15 protein-coding genes are annotated in these 14,890 nt (G+C 68.3%); 7 read left to right on the top strand and 8 right to left on the bottom strand.

The window, feature by feature from the left end:
• Nucleotides 1-136: 136 nt before the first annotated feature.
• Nucleotides 137-436 carry a DUF1905 domain-containing protein gene (locus ACIP5Y_RS01010; protein ID WP_400346441.1) on the bottom strand — a complete coding sequence of 100 codons (300 nt, stop codon included), beginning with the start codon at nt 434-436 and terminating at the stop codon, nt 137-139.
• Between the two features lie 31 nt (nt 437-467).
• Complete coding sequence (locus ACIP5Y_RS01005; protein ID WP_400346440.1) at nt 468-1,235, bottom strand: AraC family transcriptional regulator; 768 nt, start codon at nt 1,233-1,235, stop codon at nt 468-470.
• A 55-nt stretch (nt 1,236-1,290) separates the two neighbouring features.
• Between ACIP5Y_RS01005 and ACIP5Y_RS01000 the strand changes: the two genes are divergently transcribed.
• The gene (locus ACIP5Y_RS01000) at nt 1,291-1,863 is read left to right on the top strand and encodes a class I SAM-dependent methyltransferase (protein WP_400346438.1); all 573 of its coding nucleotides are present in this window, start codon (nt 1,291-1,293) and stop codon (nt 1,861-1,863) included.
• On the opposite strand, the gene ACIP5Y_RS00995 is transcribed toward ACIP5Y_RS01000, so the two are convergent.
• From ACIP5Y_RS00995 to ACIP5Y_RS00975, 5 genes are all read right to left on the bottom strand, one after another.
• Nucleotides 1,860-2,423 (bottom strand): SWIM zinc finger family protein, encoded by a 564-nt coding sequence (locus ACIP5Y_RS00995; RefSeq protein WP_400346437.1) that lies wholly within the window; start codon nt 2,421-2,423, stop codon nt 1,860-1,862. The genes ACIP5Y_RS01000 and ACIP5Y_RS00995 overlap by 4 nt on opposite strands.
• A gap of 1 nt (nt 2,424) precedes the next feature.
• Nucleotides 2,425-4,161 carry a DEAD/DEAH box helicase gene (locus ACIP5Y_RS00990; RefSeq protein ID WP_400349039.1) on the bottom strand — a complete coding sequence of 579 codons (1,737 nt, stop codon included), beginning with the start codon at nt 4,159-4,161 and terminating at the stop codon, nt 2,425-2,427.
• Nucleotides 4,162-4,432: 271 nt separating this feature from the next.
• Nucleotides 4,433-4,627 (bottom strand): hypothetical protein, encoded by a 195-nt coding sequence (locus tag ACIP5Y_RS00985; RefSeq protein ID WP_040809921.1) that lies wholly within the window; start codon nt 4,625-4,627, stop codon nt 4,433-4,435.
• A 338-nt stretch (nt 4,628-4,965) separates the two neighbouring features.
• On the bottom strand, nt 4,966-6,771 hold the full coding sequence (locus tag ACIP5Y_RS00980; protein ID WP_400346435.1) for an acyl-CoA dehydrogenase: 1,806 nt from the start codon (nt 6,769-6,771) through the stop codon (nt 4,966-4,968).
• 78 nt (nt 6,772-6,849) lie between these two features.
• Complete coding sequence (locus tag ACIP5Y_RS00975) at nt 6,850-7,884, bottom strand: AraC family transcriptional regulator (protein WP_400346433.1); 1,035 nt, start codon at nt 7,882-7,884, stop codon at nt 6,850-6,852.
• 135 nt (nt 7,885-8,019) lie between these two features.
• Between ACIP5Y_RS00975 and ACIP5Y_RS00970 the strand changes: the two genes are divergently transcribed.
• The 4 genes from ACIP5Y_RS00970 to ACIP5Y_RS00955 are packed head-to-tail and all read left to right on the top strand — an operon-like array spanning nt 8,020 to nt 11,473.
• A complete protein-coding gene (locus ACIP5Y_RS00970) occupies nt 8,020-9,345 on the top strand; it encodes an aldehyde dehydrogenase family protein (RefSeq protein WP_400346432.1) in 1,326 nt (441 codons plus the stop codon).
• A gap of 43 nt (nt 9,346-9,388) precedes the next feature.
• Entirely contained in the window at nt 9,389-9,745 is a 357-nt protein-coding gene (locus ACIP5Y_RS00965; RefSeq protein WP_400349038.1) for a DUF952 domain-containing protein, read from the top strand.
• Between the two features lie 44 nt (nt 9,746-9,789).
• Nucleotides 9,790-10,272 (top strand): cation:proton antiporter regulatory subunit, encoded by a 483-nt coding sequence (locus ACIP5Y_RS00960; protein ID WP_400346431.1) that lies wholly within the window; start codon nt 9,790-9,792, stop codon nt 10,270-10,272.
• Between the two features lie 4 nt (nt 10,273-10,276).
• The gene (locus tag ACIP5Y_RS00955; RefSeq protein ID WP_400346429.1) at nt 10,277-11,473 is read left to right on the top strand and encodes a cation:proton antiporter; all 1,197 of its coding nucleotides are present in this window, start codon (nt 10,277-10,279) and stop codon (nt 11,471-11,473) included.
• Here the strand turns inward: ACIP5Y_RS00955 and ACIP5Y_RS00950 are convergent.
• Nucleotides 11,363-12,373 (bottom strand): rhomboid-like protein, encoded by a 1,011-nt coding sequence (locus ACIP5Y_RS00950; RefSeq protein WP_400346428.1) that lies wholly within the window; start codon nt 12,371-12,373, stop codon nt 11,363-11,365. The two genes, ACIP5Y_RS00955 and ACIP5Y_RS00950, sit on opposite strands and share 111 nt — an antisense overlap.
• Nucleotides 12,374-12,613: 240 nt before the next feature.
• Here ACIP5Y_RS00950 and ACIP5Y_RS00945 point away from each other — a divergent pair, with 240 nt between their 5' ends.
• Both ACIP5Y_RS00945 and eutC read left to right on the top strand, forming a co-directional pair.
• Nucleotides 12,614-14,032, top strand: coding sequence for an ethanolamine ammonia-lyase subunit EutB (locus tag ACIP5Y_RS00945; RefSeq protein WP_400346427.1), 1,419 nt, complete (start codon nt 12,614-12,616; stop codon nt 14,030-14,032).
• The gene (gene eutC, locus ACIP5Y_RS00940; protein ID WP_400346426.1) at nt 14,029-14,847 is read left to right on the top strand and encodes an ethanolamine ammonia-lyase subunit EutC; all 819 of its coding nucleotides are present in this window, start codon (nt 14,029-14,031) and stop codon (nt 14,845-14,847) included. The genes ACIP5Y_RS00945 and eutC overlap by 4 nt, the downstream gene beginning before the upstream one ends.
• The last annotated feature ends 43 nt before the right edge of the window (nt 14,848-14,890 follow it).

Here is a 14,890-nt window from a genome sequence, read left to right as displayed (position 1 = left end):
GCCGTGCGGCACACGGCTTCGGCCCGGACGGCCCGGCTGACTGTCTCCACCGAACATCTCAGCGGGCGGACGCGGATGACCGCCCGGCCGATTGCCGCTGCCGAACTCTCGGGCGGCCGTCTCGAGGCCGACGGCGCTAGGCGATTTCCAGGGATACCTCGACCGGTTTGCCAGGGGTTAGGTTTTCGGCGATGCGGACCGACTTCTTCACGGGGAGAACATAGGTCGCGCGGCCCTTGTCCGGGAAGATGGAGGTTGCCCAGCGGGTGGCGCCGACGGTGACCTTGACGCGGACAGAGCCGAAGCCGGCGGCGCGGTGGCCGTGGAAGGCGTCGACGTCATCGGCGATGGCTTCGGGGAGACTCACGAAGTACCAGGAGGCTTGGGATTCCCATTCCCAGAGCTCCGCGGTGAAGGCGTATTCGGATTCGGCCATGCACCGACGGTAGCGGGTGGGTGTGACAGGTTCAGCGGGCGAAATAGCGGCCGGGGGAGAGGCCCACCTCACGGTGGAAGGCCGCCACGTAGGCGCTGGGGGTGGCGTAGCCGACGCGGGCGGCAATCCGGGAGATGGGGAGGCCGGACGCCAGTAGGGGCAGGGAGGCGGCCAGGCGCAGCTGGGTTCGCCAGTGGCCGAAGGTGATTCCGGTATCGGCGCGGAAGGCGCGGGCCAGGGTGCGGGGCGCCGTGGCGGCGGCCGCGGCGAACTCTTCCAGGGTGCGCGGGTCGGCGGGGTCGGCCAGCAGCAGCTCGGCCACCAGGCGGGCGCGCGGATCCCCGGGCATACGGGCGCCGATGGGGACGATGTCGACGGGCTCCAGCAGGTCGAAGACCACCGCCTCGGCGCGGTGCCGCTGTGGCGCGGTCGGACTGTGCCGGGTCAGGTGGTCGAAGAGTTCGTGCAGCAGCGGTGACACCCGCAGCATGGTGGGCGCCGGGAAGTCGACCGGGGTGCGGACCGGATCCAGGAAGATGCCGCTGAACACCGCCCCCTCGGTGGTGCCGGTGCGGTGCCGGACGCGGGGCGGAATCCACAGTGCGCGGGTGGGCGGCAGCACCCAGCGGCCGTCACCGATCATGATGGTCATCACACCCTGTGCGGCCCAGGCGATCTGGTGTTGCGGATGCTCGTGCACCTCGTACCAGTGCCCGGCGGGCAGCGGCGACGCGCCGAACACCATGGCGGTGGGGCCGAGCGGTGCGGCCAGCACCAGGCGTTGACCGTCTCGCGACATAGTCTGTCACCGTAGTCCCTAGTGGTCAGCGGCGCCGCGGCCTAGCGTTCCGGCCATGGGGATGAACTTCTTGCACCAGCTGTGCTGCCGCTCCGCCTACTGGGAGCGCCACAGCGCGACGAACATCGTGCCGTGGTCGCTCGACGGACTCGAGCTCGGCGACAACACCCTCGAGGTCGGACCCGGTTACGGCGCGAACGTGACCGCACTGCGGGCCCGCTCGGCCGCGCTGACCGGACTCGAGATCGATCCGGAACTCGCCGCCCGCCTGCGGGAGAAACGCGCCGGCCGGCTGCGCGTCGTCGACGGCGACGGGACGGCGATGCCCATGGGCGACAGTGAGTTCAGCGCGGTCGTGTGCTTCACCATGCTGCATCACGTGCCCACGCCGGAGCAGCAGGACGACCTGTTCGCCGAGGCCTTCCGCGTCCTGCGGCCCGGCGGCGCGTTCGCGGGCAGTGACGGCATCGACCGCCTCCCCTTTCGGCTCATGCACCTGGGCGACACCTACAACCCGATCCCGCCCGCCACTTTGCCGGCCCGTCTGGCCCGCGCCGGCTTCACCGATATCGCGGTCGAGACCGGCACGGGCATCTTCCGTTTCAACGCCCACCGCCCGGTGAGCTAGCGCGCGAGCCCGAAAAAGGTTGCGGGATCCAGGGTGTCGAGCGGCGTCCAGCGAGTCTCGGGACTACCGGCCTCGACCGCGCCGGCCGCCGCCCGATCGATACTTCGATAACCCTGCAGATCCAGTGCGAGCCACGGAGTTTCGTCGACCTTCCGGGCAAGCGCATAGCAAGTCGCGAGCATATGCAGGCATCGCTGATTACGCGCTCGGCACGAGCAATCCGCACTCACCAGCCGCGGCGCGAGCACAACACCGGCATTCACGATTGCCCGGTGTAATTCATCGCCGAGTCCGATGGCATCGCCCGGCACGATCGCGCCGATCGCGTCGATCGCCGCCCGGCTCAACGGCGCGAACTCCAGATACGTCACCGACGCCACGGCCCCGCGGTGGATGGCCGCCCGCACCGCAACGCCCTCGATCTCCAGCTGCACACCATCATTGCGGGCAACTCTGCGTGCGCGCGGCAGCAGCGGTTCGGGTTTGCTCATGCTGAGCGGTTCGGCGAGCCGGACCCAGTCCATGCCCCAGACGGTGTACCCGAATTCATTGTCGGCCATCTCAGTTGCCTCGCTTCCGGCGCAGCAGTTCCAGCAGGTGCTCGTCGTCCAAACGGGCCAGTTCGGCGACGCCGGCGGCATCGCTGAGGTCGGTGAGCGCGGCCTTGCGGTCGTGCATGCCGGCGATGTGCTCCTCGATGGTGGTGCCGGAGGTCAGCGTGGTGACGGTGACGGTGCGGGTCTGCCCGATGCGATGCGCGCGATCGGAGGCCTGTGCCTCGACCGCCGGATTCCACCAGCGGTCGAAGTGGATGACATCGGCCGCGCGGGTGAGGGTGAGCCCGGTGCCCGCCGCCCGCAGGCTCAGCACGAGAATCGGTGGGCCATCGGGTGCTTGGAAGCGGTTCACGATGTCGGCCCGCGCCTCCTGGTTCAGGCCGCCGTGGAAGAACGGGACCGTGACGCCGAATTGCTCGGCGCAGTGCCGCACCAGCAGGTCTCCGGTCTTGCGGTACTGGGTGAACACCAGTGTCGGCGAATCGTTTTCCAGGTTGCCGGCCAGGATGTCGGTGCAGACGTCGAATTTGCCGGAGCGGCCCGCCAGTTCGCCCAGTTCGCCGGTGATCAGGCCGGGATGGTTGCACACCTGCTTGAGCTCGGTGAGTACCGCCAGTACCCGGGTGTGACGTTGTGCGCCGCTGCCGAAGCCCGCTTCTTCGGCGCGGCTCAGCAGCTGGTCGTAGAGTTGTTCCTGCTCGGTGGTGAGATCGCAGATCAGGTCACTGTGGATCTTGGGCGGCAGGCTCGCCGCCACCTGAGACTTGCGGCGCGCCAGCACGATCGGTTCCAGGGCGTCCCGCAGCCGCACCACCGCCTCGGCCGAGCCTTCGCTGATGGGTCGTACGAATCGCCGCCGGAACTGGGCCTTGTGCGTGAAAGCCTGCGGCACGATCAGGTTCAGCAGCGCCCATAATTCGTCGAGATGGTTTTCCACGGGTGTGCCGGTGAGCGCGATCCGGGCCTCTGCATCGAGGCCGCGGGCCGCCCTGGACACCTGGGTACGCGGATTCTTGAGCACCTGCGCCTCGTCGAAAACGACGCTCGCCCAGCGTTGTCCGGTCAGTGCGGGCCCATGCCCGCGCAGGGTCGGATATCCGGTGACGAGGATGGTCCCGGCCGTGGTGTCGCCGGGCAGTTGCCCGCCGCGCCAGGCGACCGGCCGGAGCCCCGGTGCGAAGCGTTCGATCTCGTGCACCCAGTTGCTCACCAGTGAGGTCGGGCACACCACCAGTTGCGGTCCGTCGCTTGCCTTTCCGAGCAGGGCCCCGATGGCCTGCACGGTCTTGCCCAGCCCCATCTCGTCGGCGAGCACGGCACCGCCGTGTGCGGCAGCCGTCTCGCGCAACCAGGTGATGCCCCGTGCCTGGTAGGGCCGCAACTCGGCCTTGAGGCCGGAGCGCAGCTCGGCGGTCAGCGCGACGGTGTCCCGCAGGGTGCGCAGTGCGCGGGCCGCGGAGACGACCGCTGTCCCGCTCGGGTTGGGTGCGGCGTGTGCTGCGGGCGGCAGTAGTGCGGCCTGGAGCTCGTTCTCCAGCGCTGTCCGCCACAGTTGTACCGAGGGGCCGGGATCGGGGATATCGAGGGCGAGCAGCCGTTCCGGTTCCACCAGTGCGCATTCCACGTCGGCGACGGTCATGCCGCCGGGAGCCGGCACGGCCAGGGGGAGGGTTTCGCGTGCGCCGCAGTCGCGCGGCGCGGGTCCGGGTTCGTGTCCGGTCCAGGTCCAGAGTCCGAACATATGGCGATCGGGCAGGTAGGTGGCATGAACGGGGGTCGGCACCCGTCCTTTGTACGCGGGTGTAACGGCTACTCGCACATGGATTGTGGCGTGCGCCACATTTGTTGCGCTCCCCGAGGTCAGTGCGTCTCCGGGGCGCGAACCCGGCCCCGGAGACAACGCAACGGGCGACCGTATGGTCGCCCGTTGTGGGTTTTCTGTTGGGAAGATTTACTTGTTCGAGCGGGCTCCTCGGGGGCTGTGGATCCAGTTCCCCGAGGTGGAGGAGCTGTTACAGCGCCGGCGCCGACTCCGTGTCGATCACGGCTTCGAGTGCACGGAGACGGTCCATGTGCTCGTTGGCGTGATGCTGGCAGAAGAGCAACTCTCCACCGGCGGGAAGGGTCGCGCGCACGCGCGCGGCTGCCCCGCAGCGGTCACAACGGTCGACCGCGGTCAGTGGGGTGCTTGTCAGGGTTCCTGGCATGACTCCTCCAATCCTGGCTCCGGGCGCTCGCGGCGCCGTTCGCCTGGTGTGGGGGTCCGCGGACCATTCCGCGAACCTCGCTACCGCTACTTCCCAGCAGTGGTTGATGACTACTCTGTCAGACGTTCGGGGCGAGGTCTTTGTTCCCGCGGAGTTTCCATTGTGTTTTCGCTAACACGACCTGGGATTTCGCTGAAAGCGAACAGGCCCGGCACAGTGGCCGCGGAGTCGTCGAAGACCCTCCCGTACACGCTGATCGAATTGTCTACCGGGAGACTACCCGGCGGCGCCGACACCCACACTTCGATTGGATAACCGTCCGGCAAAGGGCAGCAAGCTCACAGCCATGCCGGGTCGAGGTCAGCGGTGGTGCGGTCGCGAGAATCCAGCAGCTCGAACTGTGGAGTGGTGCGGGGCAATTCCCATCGGAAGAAGTAGCGGGCGGCCGCGCGCTTACCCAGTCCGAAGGCGTCGCCGCGGCCGGCGAGCGGGGTCGCGGCGAGCGCGAGCTGCAGCCAGATCCACGCCATGACCGTATGCCCGAACGCCTCCAGATAGACCGCTGAATTGGCCAGTGCGGCCTCGGGATCGCCGTCCCGCCACAGACCGGCGGTGGTGGCGGTCAAGCGGTTCAGCGTGGCTTCCAGGGTGTCGGCGAAGTCGATCAGTTCTGTATCACCGGAGGCGCGTGCGGCGGTGAGAGTAATAGCGATCGTCTCTGAGAGAGTCGCAAGTGCCGCACCGTTGTCCAGCGTCACCTGCCGGCCGAGCAGGTCCAGGCTCTGGATGCCGTGCGTGCCCTCGTGGATCGGGTTGAGGCGATTGTCGCGATAGTGCTGCTCGACGTCGTAGTCGCGGGTGTAACCGGCGCCGCCGTGCACCTGGATGGCCAGATCGTTGGCGGCCAGGCACCACTGGCTCGGCCAGCTCTTGGCGATCGGGGTCAGGATGCGCAGCAGGGTCGCCGCGCGGGCGCGGTCGGATTCGGTTGCGGCCGTGCGCTGTTCGTCGACCAGGCGGCCGCAGTAGAGCTGCAGGGCCAGCGCGCCCTCGGCGTAGGACTTCTGGGCCAGCAGCATGCGGCGGACATCGGGATGCTCGACGATATCGACCTGGGCGCCGCCGCGCGTGCCGATCGGACGGCCCTGCGGGCGGTTGCGCGCGTAGTCCAGGGCCTTCAGGTATCCGGTGTAACCGAGTGCGGTGGCGGCCAGGCCGACGCCGATCCGGGCCTCGTTCATCATCGTGAACATCTGTGCCATACCGTGATTCGGCGCACCGACCAGGTAGCCGACCGCACCGGGCGCACCGCCGGGCGTGAAGTTGCCGTCGCCGAAAACCGGTGCGGTATTGACGGTTCCGCGCCAGCCCATCTTGTGGTTGATGCCGGCCAGCACCACATCGTTGCGCTCACCGGGCCTGCCGTCGGCATCCGGCAGGAACTTGGGGACGATGAACAGCGAAATGCCCCGTGTCCCTTCGGGTGCGCCGGGAATGCGGGCCAGCACCAGGTGGACGATGTTCTCCGAAAGATCATGGTCGCCACCGGAGATCCACATCTTGCGGCCGAAGATCCGGTAGCTGCCGTCGTCCTGCGGTACGGCGCGGGTGGTGATGTCGGCGAGGCTGGATCCGGCCTGCGGTTCGGACAGCGCCATGGTGCCGAAGTTGCGGCCGTCCAGCATGGGGCGCACGAAACGGTCGATCTGCTCCGGGCTGCCGTGTGCGGCAAGCAGATTGGCATTGCCGGTGGTGAGCATGACGTAGGCGGCGGTGCCCACGTTGGCGGCGTGGAACCAGGACATGCACGCGGTGTAGACGACGTGCGGGAGCTGCATGCCGCCGATCTCGTAATCCATTGCGGCGCCGACCATTCCGGCGTCGGAGAACGCACGCAGGGCCTTGCCGACCGCGGGGACGAGGTGCACGCGCTCGCCGTCGAAGGTGGGCTCGTGCAGATCGTTCTCGCGATTGTGCGGGGCGAAGTAGGTGGTGGCGAGGTCCTGGCAGAGTTGCAGCACCTGGTCGAAGGTCTCGCGGGAGTGGTCGGTGAAGCGTTCCCGCTCGGTCAGGGACGCCACGTCCAGCCAGTCGTAGAGCAGGAACTCGATATCGCGGGCGGACATGATCACGGACGGGTTCATGGTTCCTCTGGGACGATCGGGTACGGAGACGTACCTGCTGGTCTACCAGATGAATGCGGTCCGGCTCGGGTACCGCCGTCAGTAGCGGACGGCGGCGCGGCCGCGGTGCAGGCGGCCGAAGTGGCCGGGGGATTGACCCTTCCAGGAGCGGAAGGCCGAGGCGAACGCGGACACGCTGGCATAGCCGAGGCGGTCGGCGGCCTGTTCGACGGTGAGGCCGGCGATGAGCAGTTCTTCGGCGAGCATGCCGACCGTCTCCAGGCTGAGCTCGCGGAAGGTGGTGCCCTCCTCGGCGAGCCGGCGGCGCAGGGTGCGGACGCTGACGTCGAGGTCGGCGGCGATGCGGGTTTGGTCGGCGGAGCCGCCGTGGCGGATGAGCAGTTGGCGGACGCGGCCGCTGAGTCCGCTGCGGCTGTGCCGGCTCTCCATGAGGTCGGCGCACTGCTGCTCATAAAACCGGGCGGTCGACAAATTTGCTTGGGGTAGTGGGGTTTGCAGCGTGCTCGCCTGGAAACTGATGCGGGACTGCGGCATCGAGAACGCCACATCCTCCACCCCGAAGACCGCGCCGAACATCTCGTAGATCGGATGCGCGTCGACATACAGCTCCACCCGCACGGCGGGCAGGCGAATGGAGATGAGGTCCTGCTGGATGGTCTGGATGGCCGCGAGGTCGCGCTCCAGCGCGAAACGCCGAATATCCTCCGGTAGTGCGCTGTCGTCGCGCACCACCCACACCTCGGGCCCGCGATCGTCCACCCAGTGCCGGGCCGCGCTGAACGACAGATCCGCGTAGCGCAGCGCAATATCCATGGCGTGGCGCAGAGTTGAGCTGCTCATGAGCGCGAAACCGAGCACGCCCAGGGTCGGCGGATGGCAGAGCATGCCGGCCAGCAGACCCATACCGGGCTCGTCGTCGACGCCCTGCACCACATTGCGCATGAGCGAGAACTCCTGGCCCATGGTGATTTCCGAGGAGGGATCACGCAAAACGGATTCCCGGAGGCCGGTGTCCCGCAGTACGGCGCCGAGCTGCAGGCCGCGGCCCAGTGCGAAATCCACCAGTAGCGCGGTGCTGGTGATGGGACGCAGGTGCGCCAACTCTTCCGTCACTCAGGCAGTCTCGCAAACAATCGGCGTTCGCGAGGCGTTACCAGCCGGTAAGTTGCCTGGCTGAGGCCCATATTCGCCGATTCCTGGCCCAACGCAAGCTGGTCGGCCGAAACCCTCAGCCATACGGTGAGATTCATGCGCAGCGCGCAATACACACAGACCCAGGTGCCGGATGCCGGAAAGGTCCGCCCGCCGATGCTCACCGTGATCGCACCCGCCGACGGCCGCGTGGTCGACACCATTCCCACGGACACCCCCGAACAAGTCCGTGCCACCGTCGAGCGACTGCGCGAGCACAGCGAACTATGGCGTTCGCTGGGTGTTGTCGGGCGGATCCACTGGCTGACGACATTCCGAAACTGGTTGCTGGACAACCGGGATGAGGTCGCCGAACTGCTGGCACTGGAAACCGGGAAGCCGTACTCGGAGGCCGAGCTCGAATTCGATCTGGCCGTCGACGCCATCGACCACTACCGCGCGCAGGGCGCCGACTTCCTCGGCGGCAGGCATCCGCAGGTCTCGCTGCGCCCGTCCGCCGCCATGCAACTCGCCGTCACGCAGCACGCCTGCTCGGTGGTCGGGGTGATCGGGCCGTGGACCTATCCGCTCACCCTCGCCGTCTTCGACGCGATACCCGCCCTGGTCGCCGGGGCGGCCGTGATCGTGAAACCGTCCTCGGAGACGCCGCTGACCATGCGGGCGCTGGCCGCCGGTTGGGCAAAGATCGGCGCCCCAGCGGTTTTCGAGACGGTCGCCGGGCACGACGCCGGTCCCGCCGTCCTCGATACCGTCGACTATGTCCGGTTCACCGGCAGCGTCGAGACCGGCAAGGTGGTGGCGCTGCGCGCGGCCGGGCGGCTGATCCCGTGCTGCCTCGATCTGGGCGGCAAATCCGCGGCCGTGGTGCTCGCCGACGCCGATCTGGATCAGGCGGCCGCCTGCATCGCCCTCGGTGGTCTGGCGAACAGCGGGCAAAGCTGCCGGAGTATCGAGCGCATCTACGTCGAAACCTCCGTCTACGACGCCTTTCTCGAGAAACTCGCCGCCGAGGCCGCCGCCTTCGGCCCCCTCATCGACGACGAGATCGGCACCGGCGTCATGACCTCCGCCGCCCAGGCCGAACACGTCCGCACCCAACTCGGCGACGCCCTCATCGCCGGCGCCACCCTCCGCTGCGGCGGCTCCGGCACCGGCCACACCATCCCCCCGACGGTCCTGGCCGACGTGGAACCCACCATGTCCGTCATGACCCACCAAACCCTCGGCCCCATCCTCCCCGTCGTGCGGGTCGCCGACGCGGGCGAAGCGTTCGACCTCACGCTCCGGCCACCCGCAGGGCCCTGCGTCAGCGTCTGGACGACCGACACCTCCGTCGGCCCCCGCGCCTCGACTCGCCTGGCCCCCGCCCAAGTAACCGTCAACGACATCACCCCCCACATCTCCCACCCCACCGCCTACTGACCGCCGCGCGTCCTAGAGTGTCCGGGTGGGTACTGGAGCTGGGATGACGCCGGATCGGTTGTTGCACATCTGTAGTCGTGACGAGTGGGATGCGGCTCGGGAGGTGGGCGAGTACCGGGCGGCCTCGCTGGATGAGGTGGGATTCATTCACTTGTCGGCGCCCTATCAGGCGCATTTGCCGGCCAATCGGCTGTTCGGGGGGAGGCGGGACCTGGTGCTGCTCTGGCTGGATCCCGAGCGGCTGGGGGCGCCGGTGAAATGGGAGCCCGGGGTGCCGAGCGATCCGGAGTCGATGCGATTCCCGCATCTGTACGGGCCGCTGCCGGTGGCGGCCGTGGTGGAGGTGACCGAGTTCCTGCCCGGGGATAACGGGGAATTCGCGCCGATAGCCGATCTGTGAGGTAGATCGCGGGGAATCGGACACTCTGCCCTAATCTGGACGGCGTGAACGTCGACGTGACAGCGCTGCCAGGAATCGGTGTACGCAAGGACTTCGAGGTGCGTTCGGGGCGCCGGATCGGTGTGGTGACACACCGGGACGGCGGGATCGACCTGATCGTGTCGCAGCTCGACGACCCTGATGCCTGCCAGGCGCAGGTGCCACTGACCACCGACGAGGCCGCCGTGCTCGCCAACCTGCTCGGCGCGCCGCAATTGGTGCAGCAGCTCAAGGAAGAACACTCCGACCTACCCGGGATCACCACCCGCCAACTGGCCGTGAGCGGCGACTCGCCCTACCGCGGCCGCATGCTCGGCGAAACCGGCATGCGCACCCGGACCAAGGCCTCCATCGTCGCGGTCATGCGCGCCGGACAGCTGCACCCTTCGCCCGGACCGGATTTCGTACTCGACTCGGGGGACCTGCTGGTAGTGGTCGGGACCCCGCACGGGCTCGACGCCGCCGCTCGCATCCTCGTCGACGGTTGAGCGCGTGGACTCGAGCAGCCTAGCCCTGGTCGAACTCGGCGCGATCTTGTTCGTGCTGGGCATGCTGGGCCGGGTAGCCGGCCGGTTCGGCATGTCACCCATCCCGCTGTACCTGCTCGGCGGGCTCGCCTTCGGTGAAGGCGGGATATTCGAAATGCGGGCAGCCACCGAATTCGGTCACCTGGCCGGCGAGATCGGCGTCGTACTATTGCTGCTCCTGCTCGGATTGGAGTACACCGCAGCCGAATTGGTGACCGGACTTCGAAGATCCTGGCTGGCCGGCATCGTCGACATCGTCGCCAATGCGACGCCTGGCGCGGTGGTGGCCTTGATGCTGGGGTGGGGAGCGGTCGGCGCCGTCGTCATGGGCGGCGTCACCTATATCTCCTCCTCCGGCATCGTCGCCAAGGTGCTCAACGACCTCGGACGACTCGGTAACCGCGAGACGCCGGTCATCCTCTCGGTGCTGGTGTTCGAAGACCTGGCCATGGCGGTATACCTGCCGATTCTCACGATGATGCTGGCCGGAGTCAGTTTCATGAGCGGCCTGCGGTCACTCGCCATCGCCCTGATCGCCATCACCGTCGTGCTCGTGGTGGCGCTGCGCTACGGTCGCTACGTGTCGAAGATCGTGGACAGTCACGATCCGGAAGTATTCCTGCTCGCACTGCTCGGCGCGGCCCTGCTGGTCGCCGGTCTCGCCTCGGCGCTGAAGGTGTCGGCGGCCGTCGGAGCCTTCCTGCTGGGCATCGCCATCTCCGACTCCACCGCACACGAGGCCACGAAACTCCTGGAACCGCTGCGAGATCTGTTCGCGGCCATATTCTTCGTGGCCTTCGGGCTCAGTATCGATCCCACGGCCATCCCGCCCGTGCTGGGCTGGGCCATCGCGCTGGCATTCATCACCGCCCTCACCAAGATCGGTACCGGCTGGTGGGCGGCGCAACGGCAAGGGATACGCCGGATGGGCCGGGCCCGCGCCGGCGCGGCGCTGGTGGCGCGCGGGGAATTCTCGATAGTCATTGCGGGACTGGCGGTTTCAGTGGGCGGCGTGCCCGCCCGGCTGGCCGCCCTCGCCTCCGCCTACGTGCTATTGATGGCGGTGATCGGCCCGATCGCCGCCCGCCTGGTCGAGCCGGCCGTCCGCCTCCTCCAGCGCGACCTGCGCCGCCGCCGCGACCCCGACCCCGTCGCCAGTTGAGGTTCCGGTGGCCGCCGGTCCGTCGGCGGCCACCGCAACATTGTCGGGCGCCGAAACATCTGCGGGCGCTGATCCATTGCAGGGCGCGGACGAATCTGCGGGCGTCGACACGTTCGCAGACGCCGCCTTGCCGGCTGTGGCCTTGCCCGCCCGCTCGGCCCTGGCCGCCGCCCGCGCCCGCACCGCCACCCGGCGATGCGACAACGCCACCGCGATGGCGCCGACCGTGAATCCGATCAGCACCGCGAAGAAGTGGCCGTAATCGGTGAAAGTGCGGCCCTTCCACACGCCCCGCGCGTACCAGATGAGCAACCCCGCCGCCCACAGCAGCCGCGGCCATCCACGCAGCCGGAAGGTCAGCACCGCCAGCATGGCCGAAATCCCGTAGCTGGGGCCGACATCCGAGGTGAAGGCCACCTTCGTCGGAATCAGATGCCGGTCCAGCTTGTGCGCGATCCCGAGCACGGTGATGAGTGTCGCGCCCACATGCCCGATCGCCACCGCCAGAATCCAGCGCAGCGACCCCAGCCAGTACTCGGCCAGCGCCATCACCGTGATCAGGATGAGAATGTCCCCCCACGGGAACCCGGCGCTGTCCGTCCAGAACGCGGACGCGACCAGCACCTGAATCGGTTCCTTCTGCATATTCCGCAGATTCGTGGACGCGGACAGGATCAGCCGTTTGCCGACGATATTGCTGGCCCCGCGCAACGTCCACCAGGTGACGAAGAGCGTGAACGCGTACGCGATGGACGCCGGCGCCGCCGCCAGCAGATCGCGGTACGCCTGGACCGCACGGCCCACACGGTTCGGTTGCTGCAACCAGCCGCCCAGGCTCCGGAGTTCGCCGACCAGGTCGACGGTGCGGAGCCAGGGTGGCTGGTAGGTACCCGTTGCCATCGGATGGAGTCCGTTCTCCTGTGCGCTGAGGGATGTCCGCCATCGGAACCGGCGGACCCGGGGGAGCGTCTTCGTCATGGTAACCGGAGGTCACGGGCGATCAGGCGCTTGCGCGCACCCGATTCGGCGGCTCGGTCGACGTAACGCGGATTAATGCGCCGGGAAACCATTGGTTACATCGCAGCAATACGCGCCCGGAGGATCGGAACGATCACCGGCCCGCGCCGCAAAGGACTTTCGATGACCGTGTACCACCAGCATCTCGGCGGTGTCACCCACACCTTCGACGGCCTGGTCGACCTGCTCGCCAAGGCCACCCCACGGCGCAGCGGCGATGAACTCGCCGGATGCGCGGCACATTCCGACGCCGAACGAGCCGCCGCGCAATGGGCGCTGGCCGACGTGCCGCTCACCGTCTTCCTGAACGACCCGGTCGTCCCGTATGAGACCGACGAGGTCACCCGGCTCATCATCGACACCCACGATCGCCGTGCGTTCCAGGCGATTTCGCATCTCACCGTGGGCGGACTGCGGGACTGGCTGCTGGCCGTCGCGGCGGGCCCCGGCGCCGCCGCGACCCTGACCGCGGTGGCGCGCGGGCTCACCCCCGAAATGGTCGCCGCGGTCAGCAAACTCATGCGCAACCAGGACCTGATCGCGGTGGCGCGGGCGGCGCAGGTGACGGCCGGATTCCGCACCACCGTCGGGCTGCCGGGCACCCTCGCTACCCGTCTGCAGCCCAACCACCCCACCGACGACCCGCGCGGAATCGCCGCGGCGGTGCTGGACGGGCTGCTGCTGGGCTGCGGTGACGCCGTGATCGGTATCAACCCGGCCACCGACTCGCCCAGGGCCACAGCGGATCTGCTGTACCTGCTCGACGAGGTGCGGCAGCGGTTCGGGATTCCGACGCAGTCGTGCGTACTCTCGCACGTCACCACGACCATCGGATTGATCGAGGCCGGGGCGCCGGTGGATCTGGTATTCCAGTCCATCGCCGGCACCGAGGGCGCGAATTCCGGTTTCGGCGTGAATATTTCGCTGCTGCGCGAGGCGGATGCGGCCGGCCGGTCGTTGCGACGCGGGACCGTCGGGGAGAATGTCATGTACCTGGAAACCGGTCAGGGGTCGGCGCTTTCGGCCGGTGCGCACCTGGGCACGGGCGGCAGACCGGTCGATCAGCAGACCCTGGAGGCCCGCGCCTACGCCGTCGCGCGGGACCTGGATCCGCTGCTGGTCAATACCGTCGTCGGATTCATCGGGCCCGAATACCTCTACGACGGTAAGCAGATCATCCGCGCCGGGCTGGAAGACCACTTCTGCGGCAAGCTGCTGGGCCTGCCCATGGGTGTGGACGTCTGCTACACCAACCACGCCGAAGCCGACCAGGACGATATGGACACCCTGCTCACCTTGCTGGGTGCGGCCGGTTGCGCCTTCGTCATCACCGTCCCCGGCGCCGACGATGTCATGCTCGGCTATCAGAGCCTCGCATATCACGATGCGCTCTACGCGCGGAAGGCGCTGGGGCTGCGGCCCGCTCCCGAATTCGCGGCGTGGCTCGACCGGCTCGGCATGATGGGGCCGGACGGCCGGGTGCTGCCGGTCGAGCCGTTGTCCTCGCCGCTGCGTGCGCTGGCCGCGCGAGGTGCCGCATGAGAGAACATTCCCTCACCCCGGTATCCGGCTCCGCTGAAGGCCTTGCCGCACAGCAGTTCTGGGACGAGCTGCGGCGCACCACGCAGGCGCGGATCGGTCTCGGGCGTACCGGGGACGCGTTACCGACCTCGGAGGTGCTGGCCTTGCGGGCCGCCCACGCATCGGCGCGGGACGCGGTGCACTCACCGCTCGATATCTCCCTGTTCGCCACGCAGCTCGCCACACTCGGGTTGGGCAGTCCGGTCCATGTGCCCAGCCGGGCGGCCGATCGTTCCGAGTATCTGCGGCGGCCGGACCTGGGTCGGTTGCCCGCGGAAGCTGCTGCGCTGTCGGCAGTTCCGCGATCCGGGGCGGATATCGGGTTCGTCCTGTCCGATGGTTTGTCGCCGCGGGCGCTGACCGACCACGGCGTGCCCATGCTGGCCGCGCTGATCGAGGCACTGGAAGATCGATACAGCCTGGCCCCACCGGTTATCGCGACACAGGCGCGGGTGGCCTTGGGTGACCATATCGGTGCGGCGCTGGGGGTTTCGACCGTCCTGGTTCTCATCGGAGAGCGGCCCGGACTGTCGGTCGCGGACAGCCTCGGCATCTACCTGACGCACCTGCCGCGGCCGGGCCGCTCGGATTCCGAACGCAACTGCATCTCCAATATTCATCCGCCGGACGGGCTCGGCTATGCGCGTGCGGCGCAGGTGGCGGCCGGCCTGATCGAAGGCGCGCGCCGACTCGGCCGCTCGGGCGTCGATGTGAAAGACACTTCGGGCAACAACGCGCTGACCTCGGTCGATACGGAAATCCCGCAGGCCGTGTGAAACATTGTGGTCGGCCGCGCCGATCGAGCGGGCATACCCGGCA

The sequence above is a fragment of the Nocardia sp. NPDC088792 genome (assembly GCF_044750615.1).
Classification (GTDB): Bacteria; Actinomycetota; Actinomycetes; order Mycobacteriales; family Mycobacteriaceae; genus Nocardia.
The sequence above is the reverse complement of the archived record's forward strand: the minus strand, read 5'-3'. Positions and strand labels throughout refer to the sequence as shown.

Excerpts from the sequence above, each read along its gene's own strand:
- ACIP5Y_RS01010 (WP_400346441.1), bottom strand. The coding sequence starts at position 436 with ATGGCCGAATCCGAATACGCCTTCACCGCGGAGCTCTGGGAATGGGAA.
- ACIP5Y_RS01005 (WP_400346440.1), bottom strand. The coding sequence starts at position 1,235 with ATGTCGCGAGACGGTCAACGCCTGGTGCTGGCCGCACCGCTCGGCCCC.
- ACIP5Y_RS01000 (WP_400346438.1), top strand. The coding sequence starts at position 1,291 with ATGGGGATGAACTTCTTGCACCAGCTGTGCTGCCGCTCCGCCTACTGG.
- ACIP5Y_RS00995 (WP_400346437.1), bottom strand. The coding sequence starts at position 2,423 with ATGGCCGACAATGAATTCGGGTACACCGTCTGGGGCATGGACTGGGTC.
- ACIP5Y_RS00990 (WP_400349039.1), bottom strand. The coding sequence starts at position 4,161 with ATGTTCGGACTCTGGACCTGGACCGGACACGAACCCGGACCCGCGCCG.
- ACIP5Y_RS00985 (WP_040809921.1), bottom strand. The coding sequence starts at position 4,627 with ATGCCAGGAACCCTGACAAGCACCCCACTGACCGCGGTCGACCGTTGT.
- ACIP5Y_RS00980 (WP_400346435.1), bottom strand. The coding sequence starts at position 6,771 with ATGAACCCGTCCGTGATCATGTCCGCCCGCGATATCGAGTTCCTGCTC.
- ACIP5Y_RS00970 (WP_400346432.1), top strand. The coding sequence starts at position 8,020 with ATGCGCAGCGCGCAATACACACAGACCCAGGTGCCGGATGCCGGAAAG.
- ACIP5Y_RS00965 (WP_400349038.1), top strand. The coding sequence starts at position 9,389 with ATGACGCCGGATCGGTTGTTGCACATCTGTAGTCGTGACGAGTGGGAT.
- ACIP5Y_RS00950 (WP_400346428.1), bottom strand. The coding sequence starts at position 12,373 with ATGGCAACGGGTACCTACCAGCCACCCTGGCTCCGCACCGTCGACCTG.
- ACIP5Y_RS00945 (WP_400346427.1), top strand. The coding sequence starts at position 12,614 with ATGACCGTGTACCACCAGCATCTCGGCGGTGTCACCCACACCTTCGAC.
- eutC (WP_400346426.1), top strand. The coding sequence starts at position 14,029 with ATGAGAGAACATTCCCTCACCCCGGTATCCGGCTCCGCTGAAGGCCTT.